Origin of the sequence: Bacillus mesophilus (genome assembly GCF_011008845.1) — a bacterium.
In the GTDB taxonomy this organism is placed as follows: Bacteria; Bacillota; Bacilli; order Bacillales; family SA4; genus Bacillus_BS; species Bacillus_BS mesophilus.
Genome location: NZ_JAAIWM010000002.1, coordinates 781,113 through 801,745 on the forward strand (window position 1 = coordinate 781,113; position 20,633 = coordinate 801,745).

At 36.3% G+C, this 20,633-nt stretch carries 22 protein-coding genes; 5 read left to right on the forward strand and 17 right to left on the reverse strand.

Features of this window, described 5'->3' with window-relative positions; genetic code table 11:
* Positions 1-64: 64 nt before the first annotated feature.
* Entirely contained in the window at positions 65-193 is a 129-nt protein-coding gene (locus G4D63_RS22045; RefSeq protein WP_275580248.1) for a hypothetical protein, read from the forward strand.
* Entirely contained in the window at positions 186-1,346 is a 1,161-nt protein-coding gene (locus G4D63_RS09365; protein WP_163179356.1) for an acetoin utilization protein AcuC, read from the forward strand. The genes G4D63_RS22045 and G4D63_RS09365 overlap by 8 nt, the downstream gene beginning before the upstream one ends.
* A 97-nt stretch (positions 1,347-1,443) precedes the next feature.
* Here G4D63_RS09365 and ccpA read toward each other — a convergent pair whose 3' ends face one another.
* Both ccpA and G4D63_RS09375 read right to left on the reverse strand, forming a co-directional pair.
* Entirely contained in the window at positions 1,444-2,448 is a 1,005-nt protein-coding gene (gene ccpA / locus G4D63_RS09370) for a catabolite control protein A (RefSeq protein ID WP_163179357.1), read from the reverse strand.
* A 278-nt stretch (positions 2,449-2,726) separates the two neighbouring features.
* Positions 2,727-3,803, reverse strand: a complete 1,077-nt coding sequence (locus G4D63_RS09375; RefSeq protein WP_163179358.1) for a bifunctional 3-deoxy-7-phosphoheptulonate synthase/chorismate mutase — start codon at positions 3,801-3,803, stop codon at positions 2,727-2,729.
* 173 nt (positions 3,804-3,976) lie between these two features.
* On the opposite strand from G4D63_RS09375, the gene G4D63_RS09380 reads away from it, so the two are divergent.
* Complete coding sequence (locus G4D63_RS09380; protein ID WP_163179359.1) at positions 3,977-6,115, forward strand: cell division protein FtsA; 2,139 nt, start codon at positions 3,977-3,979, stop codon at positions 6,113-6,115.
* A 101-nt stretch (positions 6,116-6,216) separates the two neighbouring features.
* Here the strand turns inward: G4D63_RS09380 and G4D63_RS09385 are convergent, their stop codons facing one another.
* The 8 genes from G4D63_RS09385 to G4D63_RS09420 all read right to left on the reverse strand — a co-directional run bounded on the left by G4D63_RS09385 (position 6,217) and on the right by G4D63_RS09420 (position 10,603).
* On the reverse strand, positions 6,217-7,584 hold the full coding sequence (locus tag G4D63_RS09385; protein WP_163179360.1) for an amino acid permease: 1,368 nt from the start codon (positions 7,582-7,584) through the stop codon (positions 6,217-6,219).
* Positions 7,585-7,641: 57 nt separating this feature from the next.
* On the reverse strand, positions 7,642-7,977 hold the full coding sequence (locus G4D63_RS09390) for a hypothetical protein (RefSeq protein ID WP_163179361.1): 336 nt from the start codon (positions 7,975-7,977) through the stop codon (positions 7,642-7,644).
* Positions 7,978-8,219: 242 nt separating this feature from the next.
* The gene (locus G4D63_RS09395; RefSeq protein ID WP_163179362.1) at positions 8,220-8,438 is read right to left on the reverse strand and encodes a hypothetical protein; all 219 of its coding nucleotides are present in this window, start codon (positions 8,436-8,438) and stop codon (positions 8,220-8,222) included.
* Positions 8,439-8,450: 12 nt separating this feature from the next.
* Entirely contained in the window at positions 8,451-8,897 is a 447-nt protein-coding gene (locus G4D63_RS09400; protein ID WP_163179363.1) for a helix-turn-helix transcriptional regulator, read from the reverse strand.
* A 4-nt stretch (positions 8,898-8,901) separates the two neighbouring features.
* Positions 8,902-9,177, reverse strand: a complete 276-nt coding sequence (locus tag G4D63_RS09405) for a hypothetical protein (RefSeq protein WP_163179364.1) — start codon at positions 9,175-9,177, stop codon at positions 8,902-8,904.
* 140 nt (positions 9,178-9,317) lie between these two features.
* A complete protein-coding gene (gene ytxJ / locus G4D63_RS09410) occupies positions 9,318-9,641 on the reverse strand; it encodes a bacillithiol system redox-active protein YtxJ (RefSeq protein ID WP_420837807.1) in 324 nt (107 codons plus the stop codon).
* A gap of 76 nt (positions 9,642-9,717) precedes the next feature.
* The gene (locus tag G4D63_RS09415) at positions 9,718-10,140 is read right to left on the reverse strand and encodes a YtxH domain-containing protein (RefSeq protein ID WP_163179366.1); all 423 of its coding nucleotides are present in this window, start codon (positions 10,138-10,140) and stop codon (positions 9,718-9,720) included.
* A 1-nt stretch (position 10,141) separates the two neighbouring features.
* Complete coding sequence (locus G4D63_RS09420) at positions 10,142-10,603, reverse strand: DUF948 domain-containing protein (RefSeq protein WP_338023897.1); 462 nt, start codon at positions 10,601-10,603, stop codon at positions 10,142-10,144.
* Positions 10,604-10,836: 233 nt separating this feature from the next.
* Between G4D63_RS09420 and G4D63_RS09425 the strand changes: the two genes are divergently transcribed.
* On the forward strand, positions 10,837-11,952 hold the full coding sequence (locus tag G4D63_RS09425) for an aminopeptidase (RefSeq protein WP_163179367.1): 1,116 nt from the start codon (positions 10,837-10,839) through the stop codon (positions 11,950-11,952).
* A gap of 103 nt (positions 11,953-12,055) precedes the next feature.
* Here G4D63_RS09425 and murC read toward each other — a convergent pair whose 3' ends face one another.
* The 7 genes from murC to G4D63_RS09460 all read right to left on the reverse strand — a co-directional run bounded on the left by murC (position 12,056) and on the right by G4D63_RS09460 (position 19,979).
* Complete coding sequence (gene murC, locus G4D63_RS09430) at positions 12,056-13,354, reverse strand: UDP-N-acetylmuramate--L-alanine ligase (protein ID WP_163179368.1); 1,299 nt, start codon at positions 13,352-13,354, stop codon at positions 12,056-12,058.
* Positions 13,355-13,664: 310 nt separating this feature from the next.
* A complete protein-coding gene (locus tag G4D63_RS09435) occupies positions 13,665-14,762 on the reverse strand; it encodes a nicotinate phosphoribosyltransferase (protein ID WP_163179369.1) in 1,098 nt (365 codons plus the stop codon).
* 210 nt (positions 14,763-14,972) lie between these two features.
* A complete protein-coding gene (locus G4D63_RS09440; protein WP_204559035.1) occupies positions 14,973-17,306 on the reverse strand; it encodes a DNA translocase FtsK in 2,334 nt (777 codons plus the stop codon).
* 268 nt (positions 17,307-17,574) lie between these two features.
* Positions 17,575-18,177: a YtpR family tRNA-binding protein gene (gene ytpR / locus G4D63_RS09445; protein WP_163179370.1), complete on the reverse strand. Its 603-nt coding sequence runs from the start codon at positions 18,175-18,177 to the stop codon at positions 17,575-17,577.
* 5 nt (positions 18,178-18,182) lie between these two features.
* Positions 18,183-18,989, reverse strand: a complete 807-nt coding sequence (locus G4D63_RS09450; RefSeq protein ID WP_204559034.1) for a DUF1444 domain-containing protein — start codon at positions 18,987-18,989, stop codon at positions 18,183-18,185.
* Between the two features lie 27 nt (positions 18,990-19,016).
* Positions 19,017-19,388: a thioredoxin family protein gene (locus tag G4D63_RS09455; RefSeq protein WP_163179502.1), complete on the reverse strand. Its 372-nt coding sequence runs from the start codon at positions 19,386-19,388 to the stop codon at positions 19,017-19,019.
* Between the two features lie 90 nt (positions 19,389-19,478).
* Positions 19,479-19,979 (reverse strand): hypothetical protein, encoded by a 501-nt coding sequence (locus tag G4D63_RS09460; protein WP_163179371.1) that lies wholly within the window; start codon positions 19,977-19,979, stop codon positions 19,479-19,481.
* Positions 19,980-20,136: 157 nt separating this feature from the next.
* Between G4D63_RS09460 and G4D63_RS09465 the strand changes: the two genes are divergently transcribed.
* Positions 20,137-20,571 (forward strand): YtoQ family protein, encoded by a 435-nt coding sequence (locus G4D63_RS09465; RefSeq protein WP_163179372.1) that lies wholly within the window; start codon positions 20,137-20,139, stop codon positions 20,569-20,571.
* Positions 20,572-20,633 lie beyond the last annotated feature (62 nt).

The window sequence follows — 20,633 nt, forward strand, 5'->3', positions numbered from 1 at the left end:
TACATGCAATATGAGGTCGACTTCACCTCTTATATATTAATTCTTCATGGGAAGGAGGATCTTTATGGTTGCAGTTTTGATGAAAGAGACTACTGAAATAAGCTCAACTTCTAACAATGACAGTCAGCAAAACAAGGCGAAACTTCTTAAACAAAGAATAAAGAAAAGAGATCCAGGTGTACGTTATGACTAATCATAAGTCCATTTTTATTCATTCACCTAAAATAGAAGAATATAAATTTAACGATTATCATCCTTTTAATCAAATAAGGGTAACTGCCACAAAGGACTTATTGGAACTAAATTCTTCTCTAAGTTCTGCTCATGTAATCGAACCAAGGATGGCAACCGATAAAGAGTTGGCTTTATTCCATGATGCTGAATATATACAGGCGATTAAGAAGGCTAGTATGGGTCAGTTAAATGAAGAAATGAGCTCAAGCTATGGAATAGGGACTGAGGATACCCCAATCTTTCCTAACATGCATGAAGCAAGCGCAAGGCTTGTTGGTGGCACTTTAACTGCGGTTGACCATATAATGAACGGACAGGCAGATCACGCCTTACATTTGGGCGGAGGATTACATCATGGCTTTAAAGCAAAAGCCTCTGGTTTCTGTGTTTATAACGATATTGCGGTTGCTATTAAGTATATTCAGGAAACTTATAACCTGAGAATCTTATATGTGGATACAGATGCCCATCACGGTGACGGTGTTCAAATGGCGTTTTATGATGATCCTACTGTCTGTACCCTTTCTATTCATGAAACAGGGCGCTACCTTTTTCCTGGTACAGGTACGACTTACGAAAGAGGCTACGGAGAAGGATATGGATATTCCTTTAATATTCCTCTAGATGCTTTTACAGAGGATGACTCTTTTTTAGAAGCATATGAAACCGCTTTAAATGAGATTGCGGCTTATTTTAAACCTGATATCATTATCACACAAAATGGTGCCGATGCTCACTACTTAGATCCACTTACCCATTTGTCCTGTACAATGAAAATCTTTGAAGCAATCCCTAAGCTAGCTCATAAAATTGCACACCAATATTGTCAAGGTAGATGGATAGCAGTGGGTGGCGGTGGATATGACCTTTGGAAGGTAGTCCCTAGAGCTTGGTCTATGATTTGGCTTGAAATGACTGAACAGTCCTCTGCATATAAGCAAGATCTTCCAAAGGAATGGATAAACCGATGGCAGGAAAAGGCCTCAGTTGAACTTCCAACTACGTGGTTTGATCCTCCTAATCTAGTAAAACCGATACCAAGGAAGATTGAAATCAACGGGAAAAATAGCCATATACTTAACCAGGCATTAAGTCACATTCGAGTTACTTAGAAACGCCTGCTTGTATTCTTTGAATGATTTAACTAGCTTATAGTAGCAAAGGGCTAATAATGATAATCCATTATTAGCCCTTCATTTATGTTTTTATTTATTTTGTTGATTTTCGGAATTCAATTCGGTGAGGTAATACGACAATATGATCCTCAACCTTTTCTTTATTCATTAGCTTTGTTAGTAACCTCATTGCAACAGCACCTATGTCATACATCGGTTGTACAACCGTCGTTAACTGTGGACGTACCATTGTGGCAAGGCGAGTATTGTCAAAACCAATAATTTCTACATCATCTGGAATAACTTTACCACGGTCCTGTGCACTATGAATGACCCCTAGAGCCATTTCATCAGTTGCAACAAAAATAGCAGTAAGTGGACTTGACAGTTCACTTAATTTTTCATACCCCTCAATTCCTGAGTCGTATGAATAATCTCCCTCCATTACTAGTTCCTCTTGATAAGGAATACCCTTTTCAGCTAATGCTTGACGATAGCCTTCAAGCTTCTCTTCAGAATTAATAAGGTCATGTAAGGGCCCGGATACAAAAGCTACTTGCTTGTGTCCTCTTTCAAGCAAATTGGTTACTGCATCGAATGCAGCCTGCTTATAATCGATATTCACGGAAGGAATTTGGTTGCTCTTTTCAAGAGTAGCTGCCAATACGATTGGAACTGGAGACTTTTTGAATTCAGCAACATGTTCTTCTGAAATATTGCCTCCCATAAATACAATTCCATCTACTTGTTTCCCAAGCATCGTATTTAGAAGGTGAAGTTCCTTATCTTTATTTTGGTCAGAATTACTTAAGATAATATTATATTTGTACATAGTTGCGATATCTTCGATTCCACGAGCTAACTCTGCAAAAAAGATACTTGATATATCAGGAATAATGACCCCAACAGTGGTTGTCTTCTTACTAGCCAACCCTCTTGCTACCGCGTTAGGTCTATATCCTAAACGTTCAATTGCTTCTAATACTTTTTTTCTAGTTGCAGGTTTTACATTTGGATTTCCGTTCACTACTCGTGACACGGTAGCCATCGAGACATTTGCCTCTCTAGCTACATCATAGATCGTAATATTCAATGTCATGCTCCTCCTTGTTATCATGAAAAAACTAAGTATGTAAAATATAGCCATAATTTTAGAATTTTTTGTATGTTACTAATGATACGATACAAACGCTTGTACCGCAATGTCTTTACCATCATTTTCAACCTTTATTTAGTTAAAGATTCAGATTTATGACAAATTTCCTCCAGATAATTGAAATTACTTTTTAAATATAATGTTAACAGATCATTTATGTAAATACTTCTTGTTAAACAAGTAAAAACCTTCCAACTTTTTAAGAGGGAAGGTTAATGTATCTACGCTTTTATTGGCATAAAAGCATGCAATTCATCTAGGAAATGATTGAATTGCTCAATATTCATTTGTTGAGCAGAATCCGATAAAGCGACTGCAGGATCTGGGTGTACTTCCGCCATAATACCATCTGCACCAATGGCGAGTGCAGCCTTTGCAGTTGGCAATAACAAGTCACGTCTACCCGTTGAATGAGTAACATCGACCATTACCGGTAAATGTGTTTCTTGCTTTAAGATAGGAACAGCTGAAATGTCTAACGTGTTTCTCGTAGCTTTTTCGTAAGTTCTAATTCCACGTTCACAAAGAATGATCTGACCATTACCTCGTGAATTAATATATTCAGCAGCATTTATAAACTCCTCAATCGTTGCTGCTAACCCTCGCTTTAACAAGACAGGCTTATTTACAGAACCCGCTGCTTTAAGTAATTCAAAGTTTTGCATATTTCGAGCACCAATTTGTATAACATCAATGTATTCAATTGCTTCTTCAATATCAGCAGGATTTACAATTTCGCTAATAACCGCTAAATCATATTCTGTCGCTACTTTTTTAAGAATCTTTAAACCTTCTAATCCTAAGCCTTGGAAATCATATGGTGATGTTCTTGGTTTAAATGCTCCACCTCTTAGAAGCTTTAAGCCTCTAGCTTTCACGGCCTCTGCTACCTTCGCAGTTTGTTCATAGCTCTCGACTGCACATGGACCAAATATAAAATGTGGTTTTCCATCACCAATCATTTCGCCTTTAAGATTAACGATTGTATTTTCTGGCTTCTTTTTTCTTGAAACTAACAAAGCTTTACGATGATCGTTTTCTTGTAACTCTAAACCCGCCTTAAAGATTTCTTTAAAGATATGTTGCAGAGTAGAAGTTTCAAATGGACCCTCATTTTCAGTAGCAATTTTATCAAGCATATATCTCTCACGAACAGGGTCGAATCGATTAACCCCCTGGGTTTCTTTTACCTTACCAATTTCTTTAACAATTTTCGCGCGCTCATTTAAAAGTGTTAGCAGTTTTAAATTCACATCATCTAATTGTTCTCTTAGCTGATCTAGCTCAACATTACTCATCTCAAACATCCTTTCTATTTGTTTAAATAACTTTGAAAATATGGTACATTTCTATTAATTAGAATTTATTATAAACGATATATAAATCGTTGTCACGAATTCCACTTTATTAATTAAACGCTTTTAAGCGATAAAGTATTATATGTATGTACTAAGGTAGAGGTGATGCTTCCATGCAGGAACAGCCTATTATTTTTTCACTTGATATAGGTACAAGGTCCGTAGTTGGCCTTATTATTAAAAAAGTTAATGATTTATATGAAGTCATTGATATTGAGTCTATTGAGCATTCTGAACGGTCAATGGTAGATGGGCAAATTCATGATGTACGATCGGTTTCAAATGTCATTACACAAGTAAAGCATAAGTTGGAGCAGAAACATGGGCCACTACATAAGGTGTGTGTTGCAGCAGCAGGCCGTGCTTTAAAGACAGAAAGGGCTAAAGTGACTCTTGATATAAAACGGAAGCCGCTGATTCAAAAAGAAGATATCCTTCACATGGAATTAAGTGCTGTACAACAAGCACAATTTGCCCTTGCTTCTAAGTATACGGATGAAAACAATCATTATTACTATTGTGTAGGTTATTCGATCATGCATTATCACTTAGATGGAGAAGAGATTGGGAACCTAATGGACCAACAAGGTGAAGAAGCATCTGTAGAAATTATTGCAACCTTCTTGCCAAAAATTGTTGTGGAATCATTACTATCTGCCTTGCAACAATCTGGATTAGAAATGGAAGCACTTACCTTAGAGCCAATTGCGGCAATTAATGTTCTGATTCCGCCTTCAATGAGAAGACTAAACGTTGCTCTAGTTGATATTGGTGCAGGAACATCTGATATCGCTATTACTGATGAAGGAACAGTCGTCGCATATGGGATGGTTCCGATTGCCGGAGATGAGATAACTGAGGCAATCAGCGATGAGCTATTGTTAGATTTTCCATTAGCTGAAAAGGCAAAGCGCGACTTATATACACATGAAAACATCCTAATTGAAGATATTCTTGGTTTTGAAACCGAAATTTCACGATTGGATGTTATTAATAAGATAACAGATACAATAGATCTGTTAGCAAATTCTATTTGCCAAGAAATCCTACGTTTAAATAGAAAGTCACCAAAGGCGATTATGCTAGTAGGTGGTGGAAGCCTAACACCTGAGCTTCCGAAAAGAATAGCTAACATGTTAGAACTACCTGAAAATAGAGTAGCTATAAGAGGCATTGATGCCATTAAGAATATCAAGTTAGCCGATCACCTATTACGAGGACCTGAACTCGTGACACCGATTGGTATAGCGATTGCTTCTGGACAAAGCCCAGTTCAATATCTTACGGTATATGTAAACGATCGCCCAGTTAGGTTATTTGATATGAAGCAACTAACTGTTGGTGATTGTTTACTTGCTGCTGGAATTAATATGAACAAGCTCTATGGTAAACCTGGGATGGCTATTATGATTACTTTAAATAATCGTGAATATACAATACCAGGTAATCATGGGTTAGCCCCAACTTTGCTGATCAATGGCACACCCTGCATGTTAGATTCTCTAGTAAGGAATGGTGATCAGCTATTAGTAGAAAAAGGTGAAGACGGAAAAGCAGCTTCCATTACAGTTAGTGAGCTAGTTGATGAACCTCCCACAAAAAGTATCGTCTTAAACGAAAGGCTAGAAAAAATAAGAGCTACTATAATGAGGAACGGAAAACCAATCCATGCCACTGATTTTGTAAAGGATCATGACAATCTCACCTATCATTTCCCAGAAACCATTGAAGAAATTTTAAACAGCATAAATGCTTCTAATCTTACCCAACTACTGAAACCATTCTCAGTAAGTGTAAACAGTAGAAAAGTCTCCTTACATTCTCATAGTGGAAAAATAGTTAAAAACAAACGTGAAGTGCCGAAAGAATCAGGTTTTATCGATCAGGATATAGTTGAAATCGTAGCTGGTCCTCCTCTTCTTGTTAAAGAATTGGCAGAGCACCTTCAGCTAATATTGACAGATTCCACCACTGTGTTTTTTAGAGGAGAAAAAATTACGTTAACAAGAGAGTCTGTTAAGATACTTAAGGATGGAGCAGTATTAAAGGAAACAGATATCATTGAAAATGGAGACTCTATACAAACAGTAACCACTAAAACAAGTCCCTTTATATTTCAAGACATTTTTAGGTTCATTGATTTAGAGCTTCCTACTATCGGAATTAAAGGTTTTAAACTTCTACGTAACGAAAAGGAAGTAGGCTTTGACGAGACACTTGTTCCTGGAGATCAACTGGATATTGTTTTTTAGTTTCTGTATATAAAAGTATGTTGAAATAAAAAAACATAAATAAAGACTAAGCCAACGCTACTCACTAGGAATTGCGATTGCTTAGTCTCTTTTTTCGTTAATCAATGTGACTTAGCCTGTTTATTCCAGACTTTCTTCTGCATAATTATGGTTACTATTCCTATGATTAATACAAATACCGCACTAAACACAAGACCTAACCGAATGGTCTCTTCCATCAGAGTACCACTAATTGCAGCCAGAATTAGGAGGATACCAGTAAAGGCTAGTATTTTCCCCCAAGCTTTTACTTTTAATATTTTAAGACCCGAAATAATAATAAATGACCAATTTAGTAAAATCAATATACCAGCAGCGGTTGTGATATACTCATAAATTTTTCCTGGTAGCAAGAAAGCCGTAATGATTGATGCAATTAATCCTGCAGTTGCTAATGCTAATGATGGGAGAGGAAGGTCCTTCCACTTCTTAAGTTTTTTAGAAAATAGCTTAGGTGCGTCTCCACTATCAGCTAGCGTAACTAAAAGAGTCGTTACTCCGAACAGTGCGGCTGTCATTGTTGAGAATCCAGCAATGATAATTGCCCCATTAAACACATGCGGGAAAAAATCTAAGTTATACTGAGATAAGGCTGTCACAAAAGGACTTTCCTTATGAGTAAAAGCACCATGCTTTGCTAGAATAACCGCTAGTCCCAGTGATGCAACGTAAATAGTAACAAGTAAGATTAACATGATAATTCCCGCTTTAGGAGAATCTTCTTTATTCTTTAGCTTTGTTGCTAGGAGACCAATGACTTCAATTCCCCCATAAGCATAAAATGCATAAATTAAAGAAGCCCAAAACCCTTTAAATCCTTCTGGAAATAATTCTTTTGTTGTATTTGGAAAACTAGGTGTTTTAGGGTCTCCACCAATCCAGCCAAATAAGGCTGCAACTGCTAAAATAATAAACATGATAATGGCTGCTGTTTTTATAATGGCAAATAAGTTTTCTGCCTTATTAAAGCCATTGGCCCCTGTTAAAACCACAATAATTGATAGGATGGCATAACCAGAAGCAAAAATCCAAAGTGGGACATTGGGAAACCAAAACCTTGAAAGAATTGAAAGTGCTGTAAGTTGACTCCCCATTATAAGTATATTTGATCCCCAGTAATTCCAACCACAACTAAATCCTGCCCATCTTCCATATGCTTTGTTCGCATAATAACAAAACGAGCCCTCTTGTGGATCTTGAGCCGTCATTTTTGCTAACAAATTATATACAATGTATGTCCCTATTGCTGCTAATATAAATGAGAAAACGATAGATGGCCCTGTAACTTTAATACCAATAGCAGAACCTAAGAAAAATCCAGTTCCAATTGTACAGCCCACACCGATTAATGATAACTGCCACCATTTAAGTGTACCTGCGCCACCTTTTTTTCCCTGACCTGAATTTTCATTAGGAACAAAGAAATCCAAACTATATCCCTCCTTTATCTTTTTAGAATTCCTCTAGATAAATGTAAAGGGATGATTTTACTCCGAATCACTGTCGCTCTTCAGGCCTGGCAAAGATCTGTATATTTGTGTATAAAGACTTCCTTGTACAATATTCTCTTCCATAAACTCAGTGATAAGCTCTTTATACTCTTCATCTTCAAACATTTTTTTGCTTTGTAGTTCCATCTCGGCTAGTCCTTCAAAGATAGACAAAAAGGAATATTGAAAGTCTTCACCTGAGATTGGAGACAATATTTCGGTTTTGTGATCATAGTGTTCATTGCGATAATTTTGAATGGTTCTCACATTCTTAATCGCTTCACTTAACTGATCCTGTTTAATTTCAAATGTTTGATAAACGTATACTGACATAGTCACCCTCCAGATTTATATAGACATCATGCTTAGAGTAACCTGCAGGTGATACTCGTATTCATGCACTGGAGATAGTAAAGCTATCCGAATATGTGCGCAACCTCCTGTTGCAACAAGGGGTATTGACCGAGGAAAAAGCGGATTCTTTTTTCAAGGGGCTGGGTGCGGGAGGCGAATTACTATGCAAAGGCTTTGTTAAAACTTAATTCCTATTATCAATAAAAAAACTAGGAGATTTCCTAGTCCTTTCTAAATTTTTTTAATAATAAATGAACAATTATGAGCGATAATCCTACGGTTAAACCTAGTAGTCCACCTACCTGTCCTCCTAATTCATAACCACGAGCACCATTAAAAATAAAATCCTCAAAATGGTTTCCACCAACATTCATACCTAAGAAAAATCCCATAATCGTCAATGCCAACACAAAAATTAAATATATCGTTAATACCTTCAAAATGTCACCCCATTATTTTATTTTGATGAAAAATGCCTCTATTTCTTCTTTATTGAACGAACTCCCAATTCTATAATCATTATGATTGATTATTCTATAATGTTTAGAAATAATGTTTTGTTGTAATTTATATAGTTCTGAAGAATTGATTTCTCTCCACCATACATGTCCGCCTAATGTTTTCTCCTTGACTTCTAAAATGTTCTCGTGAGCAATAGTTTCTAAAATTTCTATTGGGGAATCACCCAAAGTTGATTCTAATATAGAACTCGTTCTAAACAACGCACATAATGCTACAGTTGTAGTCCAATTCGCATGTATTCTACCCTTTTCAATTTGTACAAGTGTTTTTTTAGAAATTCCTAGTATTTCTGCCATTTTATCTTGTGTATAATCTACTTCTACCCTAATTAATTTAAATTTACTACTTAACAACTCGATTAACTCTTCCTTTGTCATTTTGTTATTTTCCTTTTTTGAGTAATAAAATTCCATTAATCATAATGATTATGAAAAATGATGCAATATAAATCATAGCTCCGTTAACTTGACTGAACCCATCCGATGCAACGATAAACCACCAAATTACACCGGCAGATAATATGAGCAAGCTTAATAAGGTTGGAACAAAAAACCTTAATGTATTGCTAGTTATTTTTCTACTTTTTCTTATAAATACAATAGAACTCATTAATGCTATAGCAATGATTGAGAAAAATAATAAAGTTTCCATTATCATCACCTTTTCTCCTTTTAGTGTAATTTTACACTAAAGGAAACATTTGTCAATTGTGTTTTTCCCATTTTATTGAAATAAAAAAAGAAAAGAAAAAAACCAAATCACAATAAATTGTGATTTGGCCTTTTTTGATTTATTGACTATCTAATTGCTTCTGTTAAAGAACGATTAGTGATTTTCCAATGAGAAGCATTCCAAACCACTTCACCATTTTTAAAAAATAAGGCTTGTGGTGATTCATGCTTGATTTCATGTTTTTCAGCTATGTAGTTTGAAAGATCACGCTCTTCTTGAACATAAAGATAAAAGGTTGGTACGTCAGCATGATCGTTAACAAATTTTTCATATTCATCAAATGCAGCTGTACTAACTGGACAAGTTAGACTGTGCTTAATCACTAAGAACTCCGACGTACTTACCTTTATATTCTCAAATTGTTCTATGGTTGAGACTCTAGTTTTCATGTTCATTCCTCCACCCAATAGTTAGATAGGTGAAGGAACTTTCTATGTCTCCACCTTCTTTAATCCATCTATATTCCTATAAAAGGTTCTTTTCTTGTTCATTTATTTTAGCTTGTTCCGCAACCTCTTCTAGCAATTCCTCACCTGTGTCTTCAAGCTCATTCAGGACATCTTCCTTCACAGCTGCAGCCTCATCACTAAGTTCTTCTGTTGTGATTTTTACCTTATCTGTAAGCTGAGACGTTTGTTCTGAAACTGCTTGGGATAAGCTAATCGTCTTTTGCTTTGCGTATTCTGCAAGCTCAGATCCCTTATCTAAAGCAATTGATGTGTATCCACTTGTCTTATCCTTTACCACCATAGCCTGTTCATTTAAATCTTCTCGTAATTCTTTACCTGATTTTGGGGCTAAAAATAATGCAGTTGCTGCACCAGCTAGTCCACCTATAAAAGCACCTAATACAAAATTTCTTCCTGATCCACCTTGATTTTTAGTCATATTAAACTCCTCCTTCATAATCTCGATTTACTTCGGTTACTGTTTGTGTTCTCTTCTTTTCTTTCCATCTATTCCAGACATCAATGGCTGCATTGCCCCATTGAATGGCTTGGGTAATTTTTTCACTATTTATTTCTGCCTTTTGAGTAATAGAGGAAGAAACATTTTTGAGTGATACATTAAATTTTTGAACCGATTCTCCTATTTCCTTTACCGAATGTACCACAGAACTTAAAGATTCAGTTTTCTGTTGTAGATCTTCTGCAAGCCTATTAGTCTTTGTAAGCAATTCGGTTGTTTCCTTGGTAATTCCCCGCATTTGCTTCTCTAAGTCTCCTACTGTACCTGTTAGCTGTTTAAGTGATCCCTGTAAGGCTGACAGTGTTCTCGAGATATAAATAACCAAGATAAAAAAAGAAATTGCGATGATTGCTGCACTTACATAAAGCAAATTAATCCACACACTTGTTACCCCTTTCTATGCACCATGTTCACGTTCTATACTAACTTTACCCATATCTAACCTAAATGAAACATTATATTCATATAAGAGAACATTAGTATAAGTTACTCTTCTACAACCTTCTATATGAAACCATATATTCCTTCTTTTTCTGCAAGGAAAATTGATTACAACAGCATTTTAACTTAAATTCGGTTACAATATCTATATATTACATAAAGAGGTGTTTAAAAATGAAAGATCCTAGAATTGAAACACTAGCCAAAAATTTAATTAATTACTCTTGCAGACTACAAAAGGGTGAAAAAGTACTTATCGAGAATTTCGGTTTACAGCGTGAGCTTGTTACAGCTTTAGTAAAAGAAGCTTATGCTGCTGGTGCTCTTCCGTTTGTATCTTTAAAAGATCAAAGCGTTGATCGTACACTTCTTATGGGAGCACAAGAAGAGCAATATGAAATGATGGCCCAATTTGAAGCAAATGTAATGAGCAATATGGACGCTTATATAGGGCTTCGCTCTGGTGATAACATTTCAGAGCAATCAGATGTTCCAAGTGAAAAAATGGCGATACACGGAAAGACGATTGGAAAGAGGGTTCATCGTGAAATAAGGGTACCAAAAACAAAATGGGTGGTACTACGATACCCGAATTCATCTATGGCACAGCTCGCTAAAATGAGTACAGAAGCATTTGAAGACTTCTACTTTGATGTTTGTAACCTTGATTATGGAAAGATGAGTCAAGCTATGGATGGCCTAGTGGAACTTATGAATAAAACGGATAAAGTGAGAATTACTGGACCTGGAACTGATTTATCTTTTTCCATTAAGGATATACCTGCAGTAAAATGTGCGGGAGAAATGAACATTCCTGACGGTGAGGTATATACTGCACCTGTACGTGATTCAGTAAACGGAGTCATTACCTATAATACTCCATCACCATATCATGGTTTTACTTTTGAAAACGTTAAGCTTACCTTCGAAAATGGAAAGATTGTGAACGCAACAGCAAATGATTCAGAACGAATTACAAAGATTTTTGATACTGATGAAGGCGCTAGATATATTGGTGAATTTGCAATTGGAGTCAATCCGTATATCCTACACCCTATGCAGGACATTCTTTTTGATGAGAAGATCGATGGTAGCTTCCATTTTACCCCGGGTCAAGCCTATGAGGATGCTTGGAATGGAAACAACTCCAATATCCATTGGGATATGGTAAATATTCAACGTCCGGAATATGGTGGAGGAGAGATTTACTTCGATGATGTATTAATTCGAAAAGATGGTCGGTTTGTTATACCTGAACTGGAGGCTTTAAACCCAGAGAACTTAAAGTAATTTAAAGAAGCAAGTCATTCCTATATATTAATTGCTTTTCTATACTTGAATCCTCTATACAAAAAGGCGTTACAATCATGAATAGATTGTAACGCCTTTTTCATTACACATATGACTTTTCGTAAGCACTTTGGAACTTTTGAATATCTCCCGCTCCCATGAAGATTAACACGCTATCACGATGAGCTCTAAGAATATCGATACTTTCTTCAGAAATTACACTTGAGTTTTCAATTTTATTTTTTAGGTCATCAATTGTTAATTCACCTTGCTGTTCTCTGGCAGAGCCAAATATATCACATAAATACACCTTATCAGCAAGGTTTAAGCTATCGGCAAACTCTTGTAAGAAGGTTTGCGTTCTAGTGAACGTATGTGGCTGGAAAATCGCCACAATCTCACGATCAGGATACTTCTGGTTAGCCGCTTCTAACGTTACCTTAATTTCAGTTGGATGGTGAGCATAATCATCAATTAAGATTTGGTCACCCATTTCCTTTTCGGTAAAGCGACGTTTAACGCCCTTATGTGTTTTTAATTGAGCAGAGATTGTTTCAGCAGGCATTCCTTCATAGTGACAAATCGCAATTACTGCTAAAGAATTCAATACATTATGATCACCAAACGCCGGAATTTCAAACGATGCATAATAGTTATTGCGAACAAATACATCGAAAGAAGTACCTGTTGTGGATTTCACAACATTTCTTGCTTGGAAATCATTATCCTCATGAAATCCATAAAAGATCACTGGGACATTTGCCTGTATTTTCTGAAGATATTCATCATCTCCGCAAGCGATGATTCCTTTTTTAACTTGGAGAGCCATTTCTTGAAAGGCATCAAATACATCTTCAATGTCTTTAAAATAATCAGGGTGGTCAAAGTCAATATTTGTCATAATGGCATAATCAGGATGATAGGACAAAAAGTGACGACGATATTCGCATGCTTCTACAACGAAATATTTACTATCCGCTGTACCTTTACCCGTGCCATCTCCTATTAAATAAGAAGTAGGGAAGGCCCCTGAAATAACATGAGCTAATAAACCAGTCGTTGACGTTTTCCCGTGAGCACCTGTAATGGCTACACTTGAAAATTTCTGCATAAATTCCCCTAGAAACTTAGGATAACGAACAACAGGTATACCTTCTTTTAAAGCCTCATCTATTTCCTCATGACTATCAGGATATGCATTTCCTGCAATTACCGTCATTGGGGGTTTTATATTCTCTCGATTAAATGGAAGGATGGGAATTCCACGTTCTTCCAAAGCTGCTTGAGTAAAAAAGTATTTCTCCACATCTGAACCCTGTACTTCAAAGTTCATATCGTGAAGGACCTGTGCTAAAGGGCTCATACCTGATCCTTTAATTCCTACAAAGTGGTAAACTGTCATATAAAGAACCTCCAATATTGAATCAATGCAACGGTCTATCTGTAAGACAGTATATGTTATTCATCTAGTTTTGAGATTGTCCAGTACTTCTGTCATCCTATGTATAAAATCACTTTCATATTATAACATTGATTTTATGATTATACATCAATGCCAAAAGTAGTAAGTTATATATTTTCTTCCGAGTTTGTCCTTTGCAAGACAGTATAATAAGCATACTTAGATTAGAACTAGAAAAACGTACTAGAAAGAAAAGAGAAACTGATAGTCCATCTATCAGCTCCTTACTCGCTCAATCACTTTTCTACTCTTACTCGACTAATTCAAGGCGTGGATTTGGTCGAAGTCTTCGTCCCGCCTTTGCCTCAGCTTTTCCATTTAACTCTACATTATCACCAGTGAAGCCTACACTAATCTTTAGTAAACTTCCTCCTACACCATACATATCTACTGGAACACTTTGTTCTTCAAATTCCTGAATTCGTTTTTCATTAAATCCACCGCTAACAACAATTTTGACATGCTGATAGCCTGCGAGATCTAAAGCTTCTCGTAATGCAAAAATTAACGGAGGATTAACTCCTCTTGGATCAAATGTACCTAACACTTCAGGATGACGAATGAAATATTGATCAATCATCGTTCTTGAAGTATCAATTCGAACAGCCTTGAGCTTTTCTCCAAACTCGTTAGCGGCTTTTAACGCATCTGTTATTACATCATTGTTATAGTCCACGAGGACAATCAGTTCGTCTTCTGGGAACACATCATGATAGGCCTTCGCCGCTTCAACAACATCACCATTAAATAATTGAATCAGGGCATGAGGCATGGTCCCCATTCCTTTTTTGCCCCACCATTCATTCATAGCGTGAGTGGCCTGAGCTTTCGAGCCACCAATAAATGCAGCATAGCCATCTCCGGCCTGTTGAGTGAAATGATCATCACGGTCACCCATGAATATGACTGGTTTCTGAACTCCACTTATACCCGCTGATTTCATCACATTATACACATTAGTCGATACGGATGTACGTCTTGCCAAAATGCCATCAATAATACCTTCTAGGTAACCAAAATACTGATAAGGACCCTTGATGGTTAGTACCGTTTCAAATGGACTAATTTTATCGCCATCTTTTAAAGAATGGATTTCTAATTCTTCTGGATGATCTGCAAAAGTTTTTATTAACGCAATGACCTCATCAGTCCCGCATAATACAGCATTTTCTTTTTGAAAGAACTGCATGGTTACTATATTGTTTGGTTTATGTTTTTTGACAATCTCTCTTGTCTTTAGAAAGTAAACAGCTGAAAACCAGCCGTCCCTTACTCGTTCATCAAATTTAAAGGTTTGATTTGTTAATCTTTTAATTTTACCTTGTAGCTTTAACTCAATTTCTTTCATGCCTAGACCCCTATCTACCTTTAGACCTTAGTTTTAACGATTCTATAGTTAAATATTTCAAATTCTTAAAGTTTTTGTCTATATTTTGACCAACTCACGTTTTTTTCTCAATTCTATAGCTGTTTTTATACACTTTGTTGATAGGTTCGTTCCATTGCGCTCCACTATCAGCTAAAAAACATTCTTAAAAATAACCTTTAAGAATTAGTCCTAATTATTTTGTTGCTTTTCAACCAATTGGTCTTCTGTGATGAGTACGTCTCTTGGCTTGCTTCCTTTTTGTTCGGAGATAAAGCCTTGTTCTTCCATCATTTCGATTAGACGCGCTGCCCGGTTGTAACCAATTCTGAATCGACGCTGCAAACTTGATGAGGATGCTCCACCTTGATCAATGACGAATTCACAGGCTTCAAGAAATAGCTCATCTTCTTCTTGGATAAATGTATTTGCTTTTGAAAGTAACTCTTGTTGTTCAAATAAATATTCTGGTTTTTGCTGTGCTTTTGCAAATGAAACAGCTTTTTCGATTTCTTGATCTGAAACGAAGTTGCCTTGTAGACGATATGGCTTAGAAGAGCCATTCTCTAAAAATAGCATATCCCCTTTACCTAATAACTTGTCAGCACCAATTGAATCAATAATTGTACGCGAGTCTACTTGAGAAGAAACTGAAAAGGCAATTCTAGTTGGAATATTAGCCTTAATAAGCCCAGTTATAACATCCACAGAAGGGCGTTGAGTGGCTAATAACAGATGAATTCCACATGCACGAGCTTTTTGAGCTATTCTACAAATGGATTCTTCCACGTCTCCTGGTGCGACCATCATCAAATCAGCCAGCTCATCAATCACAATAACTAGAAATGGCATTTCTCCTGAAGGTTCATTATGTTCCCGAACAAGTTCATTGTATCTAGAAATATCCCTAACTCCTGTATGAGCAAATCTCTCATAACGTCTTTCCATTTCCTCAACCGCCCATTTTAGAGCGGCTGTTGCAGCCTTTACATCCGTAATAACAGGACTAACTAAGTGAGGAATCTCATTATATGGAGCTAATTCAACCATTTTAGGATCGATCAGTAAAAGCTTTACCTCACTTGGAGTAGCCTTATAAAGCAGGCTGATTAACATCGCATTAATACAAACACTCTTACCAGAACCCGTTGCTCCTGCAATTAAGCCATGAGGCATCTTTTTCAAGTCCGTTACTATTGGCTTACCAGAAATATCTAGACCAAGAGCAACTGTTAAAGGTGATGGATTACCTCTAAATGCTTGACTACTAATGATTTCACTTAATAATACTGGTTTGCTTTTTTTATTCGGTACCTCAATTCCAATCGTGTTCTTTCCTGGAATGGGCGCCTCCATACGAATATCCTTTGCCGATAGCGATAATTTTATATCATCTGATAAATTTGTGATCTTATTCACTTTTACTCCAGGCTCAGGGTGGACCTCAAATCTAGTAACGGAAGGACCTTGAGTAACATTGACCACCTTTGCCCTTACATTGAAATGATGAAGAGTAAGGTCTAGTAGTTCCTGTTGTTCAATTAACCATTGATCATCAACATTCACATCATGCTTTGGCATCGTCAAGAAATGAAGTGGTGGAAATTGATAATTCATTTTCCTCTGTTCTGATTTCTCGTTAGCTATGATCTGATGTTGCTTATCATTTTGGTTTATATTTTGATTGATACCTAGAATCTCTTCTTGCTTGATATCTTGGGAATCAACTTTATCACGCAACTTCTCTCGATCCTGTTTTAACATAACCACGTTAAAGGGAACATACCTTTTGGGTGAATTGGAAGATTCTTCTGGAGAGGTTTGTTTCAACTCTTCTTCCAATTCTTCTTGCGGTTCATTTTCATCAGACTCTAGCATTGCATCACTGATGTTTGTTGAGTCATACTGATTGATATCCTCTGTATGTATAACCTCTTCGTTATAAGTTTGTTCTTCTGTATTTCCTTGGGACAAAGCTATCTCTTCCTGATCATGCCATTCAATCAATTCATCTACTAATACATGATCGACATTTAGCTGAGATATGTCTTCTCGATCCATTTCATCTTGCAATAATAAAGAATTATTGAGATTCTCCGTTATTGGAGGTACGTATGAGGAAGATAATTCAAATTCTATAATAGCCTGTTGCTTCTCCTCTTTTAGCGTGCTGTGATAGCCGTGAACCGGAGACGGAACATCAGTCGCCTTAAATGCCTCCTTAGTTTTACTCTTACTAGCAACCTGTTTTTGTTTAATAGGTGTAGGTTTTGTTATTGGGGTGGCCCCCTCATTTTTCTTTCGTCTAGGTCTTCTATCAATATGTTTTTTTACCTCATCATCCGATATTAACGGAAAACGAAAATTCCCTTTTGGATATTGATAGCTAACTCTAGCACTCATACTACCTTCTTCTTGTTGAAGGTTAAACTTAGAGGAACCTTTGTTAACTTGCGGTGTCTCCTCCTTTTTAGAAGATTCGTCACCAGCCATGAATTTATAAAAGCCTTTAATATATTTAAACATGCAACCACTCTTTCAAAAATAAAGTGAACTTTCTGTTAGTGCAAGTAATACAACAACGCCGCTAATCATTACTAAATTTATTAGAGGATTTTTCACACTAACCATTTACTAAAACTCCGCTGTAGATTTAGCTACCTTTTTGTCGGATAAAAGGTTTTCTCTTCTATTTTATCAAGAAATCTCGTACTTTGGGGAACAAATAATAATCCCATTTTAATAAACAACCAAAAAAACAAAAAACACTAGCAAGATAACTAGTGCTTTCTGTTTACTTAAACTCTTGTCCTACCACAAAACGATCTTCTAGAACAAGGATTCCTTTCTCTTCAGGAGCATTTGGTAGATCAAGCTCACGTGCAGAGCAAATCATTCCTGATGAAGCAATCCCTCTTAACTCTGCGTCCTTTATGATTAGGCCACTTGGCATAACTGCTCCTACTTTAGCAACTACCACTTTTTGCCCCTCATCTACATTTGGTCCCCCACAAACAATTTGAAGTACCTGCTCTCCAACATCCACCTTACAAACATTTAACTTATCAGCATCAGGATGCTTTACTTTCTCTGTTACCAAGCCTACTACAAATTTAGGAGATAGATCTACCTCTAACGTTTCGTCCCATCCGTTTTGCTTTAACACATCTTGAATGGATTGGACTAACTCCTTAGTCAAAGCAACACTCCCAACATCAGTAAGCTTTATGTACGTGGACGCTTGGAATATATTATAGCCGACCGTTCCATTGGTTTCGCTATTAAAAATACGAGTGACGTTACCTTTTGTTTCAAAAGACTTTAATTCTCTGTTTACATCTTTTAATGCTATTAATAACGTATCGCTAATTCCTTCTTCATTGTAAAAAACGTTCATGTTCTTCAACCTTTCCTTGGCTTATTCTTCCCTAAAATGAAAATAGGTTCTAATTGACCATCTGCGTATAAAAAGGATAAAGCGGTGATTGGGACAAGTCCATTTGTGAAAAAGCTCATATTCATTTGCGCTAAAATATCATATCCGGTTTCATTTCGAATATCAGCAATAATAAGAACATCTTGGTGTGGTACTGCAACAGCCATTTTCCCTTGTACCTGTTGCTCATATTTATCTAATAATGATTCATTTAGAATTCTACTTGCATCATAGCCATCATTGGTATTCAAAAAGTAGAAAATGTTTCCGGCTACTTCATCCTCTTTCACTTTCACAGGTAGTGATCTTACATTAAAGGTGGCAATTTGTTTAATCTGCTCTGTTTGCCAACCTTCTTTAGCCATCATTTTCTCGTCAACTAATTTATAGGTTTTTCCTAGATCGACTGCATAATAAATTCTTGTTTCCGCTGTGTGTTCTGTAAAAAGGAGTTTTTTTCCCTCTTTCGTTTCAGTTGGAAACGACGTGGAACGAATAACGGGAAAAATTTGCTTTTCCTTACCTGTTAAGTCATCATTCCGTCGTAAAGCCAGCAACGACTCTTCTATATAATAAATAACCTCGTCAATCGCTGCTTCCTTATTTACTTCCCATTTACTAATAATTCCTGGTAATGAAACGGTCACACCTTTATCAAATTCCTTATCAATCACCTTTAATGTATCCTGCTTAGGATGATAGCTAGTCGACCAATCAGGGTTTGTTAGTCTTTCCTGTAACAGCTGCTTCATTTTTATACTTGTCATCTTCATTTTGGTCTACTCCCTCCATGCAAGGCCTTACAATTTAGTTAAAAAATCCTCTATTTCTTCTTTCGTTTTACGGTCCTTACTAACAAACCTACCTACTTCTTCTCCAGATTTATATGCGATAAAGCTAGGAATACCAAAAACATCTAATTCAATACAAAGATCTAAAAATTGATCACGATCCACGTAATAAAAAGAGAAATCAGTAAAAGAGTTTTCTAGTTCTGGCAGAACAGGTTCTATTACACGACAATCCGGACACCAGTCAGCGGAAAATAATAATACAGTATTTTCCTTAATAATCTCTTTATACTGTTCTGTACTTTCTAGTTTCTTCATCAAACTTTCACTCCTCTTAGACAACACTCTAGTTTCTATATTATATCTGTACCTGCTATTCATTACAAAATTATCGACTTGTAAAAGAAACACAACAATTCGTTCCCAGACTAAAATGTAAGGTCACCAAAAAACAGAAAACCCTAGTATCCACTAGGGTTTTAATCTTACAGAGTTAGCGATAAGCATCATTTTTTCAGCACTTTCAGCAATTTTACTTTTATCCGTCACGGTTGTTAGTTTAGTCCCACCTACACCAACGACGACCTCATATTGTTCTTCTTCAATTTCGTAAACAAGGATAAAGCCAAAACTATCTTCATTTTCATAAGTTTTATTAAGTAAATACTGTTCATCAAGTAAGGATGATTCATATAGGATACGACTAGTCTTTTCTTCGAAGGCATTTACAAAAAGAATATAAGCTTGGTTACCTTCGGTTAAGATAATATTAAATTCATCGGAGCTTTCTGGTTCGATGGAATCAGGAAGAAAATACGTAAACTCATCTTCTTCAATGTTTACTCCCTTTGGTCCTGCTTCAAAAGCCTCATTCGTTACAATTTCTGTTTCCGCAAGTTGATCCTCAATAGTTGCACATCCTACCAAAAATAGAATGGCAAATGTTATATATATAAGTTTATAATTTCTCACTAGAATCCCCCTTATATCATACACACACTCTTCTATAATAACTCTATTAAAAACAATGTTTCAAGTATAAATATAAGATTGTAAAAGTTCATTATGATAATATTATAGTGAAAAACAATACAAGCCTAACCTACAAAAAATAGGAGGATTGAATCATATGGAATTAGTTGTATATTTAGCTGGGGAAATTCATAGTAACTGGAGAGAAGAAATAAAGGAAAAGTCTAAAGGCCTTCCCTTAAAGTTCGTAGGACCTATGCTAGACCACGATCGCTCAGATCATATAGGCGAAGAGATAATTGGAAAACAATTATCTAGCATTCACAAAGATGAAGCTGCTTCTGCTATTAATAACTTGAGAACAGAACTTCTGTTGGGCAAGGCAGACGTTGTCATTGCACTGTTTGGGTCCAAATATAAGCAATGGAATACAGCTATGGATGCTAGCAAAGCACTTACCTTACAAAAACCACTCATACTGGTCCGTCCTGAGGATCTTCATCACCCGCTTAAAGAATTATCTAATAAGGCCAATGTCACTGTTGAAAACGTCGATCAGGCAATACAAGTCTTAAAATATATATTTGAATAAAAGGTTCCAATTAAAACTACATAGATAAATCTTAGAACAGTCCAACAGGAAAGAGGGGCTGT

Coding starts and splice junctions, on each gene's coding strand:
- G4D63_RS22045 (WP_275580248.1), top strand. CDS start 65: ATGGTTGCAGTTTTGATGAAAGAGACTACTGAAATAAGCTCAACTTCT.
- G4D63_RS09365 (WP_163179356.1), top strand. CDS start 186: ATGACTAATCATAAGTCCATTTTTATTCATTCACCTAAAATAGAAGAA.
- ccpA (WP_163179357.1), bottom strand. CDS start 2,448: ATGACATTGAATATTACGATCTATGATGTAGCTAGAGAGGCAAATGTC.
- G4D63_RS09375 (WP_163179358.1), bottom strand. CDS start 3,803: ATGAGTAATGTTGAGCTAGATCAGCTAAGAGAACAATTAGATGATGTG.
- G4D63_RS09380 (WP_163179359.1), top strand. CDS start 3,977: ATGCAGGAACAGCCTATTATTTTTTCACTTGATATAGGTACAAGGTCC.
- G4D63_RS09390 (WP_163179361.1), bottom strand. CDS start 7,977: ATGTCAGTATACGTTTATCAAACATTTGAAATTAAACAGGATCAGTTA.
- G4D63_RS09400 (WP_163179363.1), bottom strand. CDS start 8,897: ATGACAAAGGAAGAGTTAATCGAGTTGTTAAGTAGTAAATTTAAATTA.
- G4D63_RS09405 (WP_163179364.1), bottom strand. CDS start 9,177: ATGATAATGGAAACTTTATTATTTTTCTCAATCATTGCTATAGCATTA.
- ytxJ (WP_420837807.1), bottom strand. CDS start 9,641: ATGAAAACTAGAGTCTCAACCATAGAACAATTTGAGAATATAAAGGTA.
- G4D63_RS09415 (WP_163179366.1), bottom strand. CDS start 10,140: ATGACTAAAAATCAAGGTGGATCAGGAAGAAATTTTGTATTAGGTGCT.
- G4D63_RS09425 (WP_163179367.1), top strand. CDS start 10,837: ATGAAAGATCCTAGAATTGAAACACTAGCCAAAAATTTAATTAATTAC.
- murC (WP_163179368.1), bottom strand. CDS start 13,354: ATGACAGTTTACCACTTTGTAGGAATTAAAGGATCAGGTATGAGCCCT.
- G4D63_RS09435 (WP_163179369.1), bottom strand. CDS start 14,762: ATGAAAGAAATTGAGTTAAAGCTACAAGGTAAAATTAAAAGATTAACA.
- G4D63_RS09440 (WP_204559035.1), bottom strand. CDS start 17,306: ATGTTTAAATATATTAAAGGCTTTTATAAATTCATGGCTGGTGACGAA.
- ytpR (WP_163179370.1), bottom strand. CDS start 18,177: ATGAACGTTTTTTACAATGAAGAAGGAATTAGCGATACGTTATTAATA.
- G4D63_RS09450 (WP_204559034.1), bottom strand. CDS start 18,989: ATGAAGATGACAAGTATAAAAATGAAGCAGCTGTTACAGGAAAGACTA.
- G4D63_RS09455 (WP_163179502.1), bottom strand. CDS start 19,388: ATGAATAGCAGGTACAGATATAATATAGAAACTAGAGTGTTGTCTAAG.
- G4D63_RS09465 (WP_163179372.1), top strand. CDS start 20,137: ATGGAATTAGTTGTATATTTAGCTGGGGAAATTCATAGTAACTGGAGA.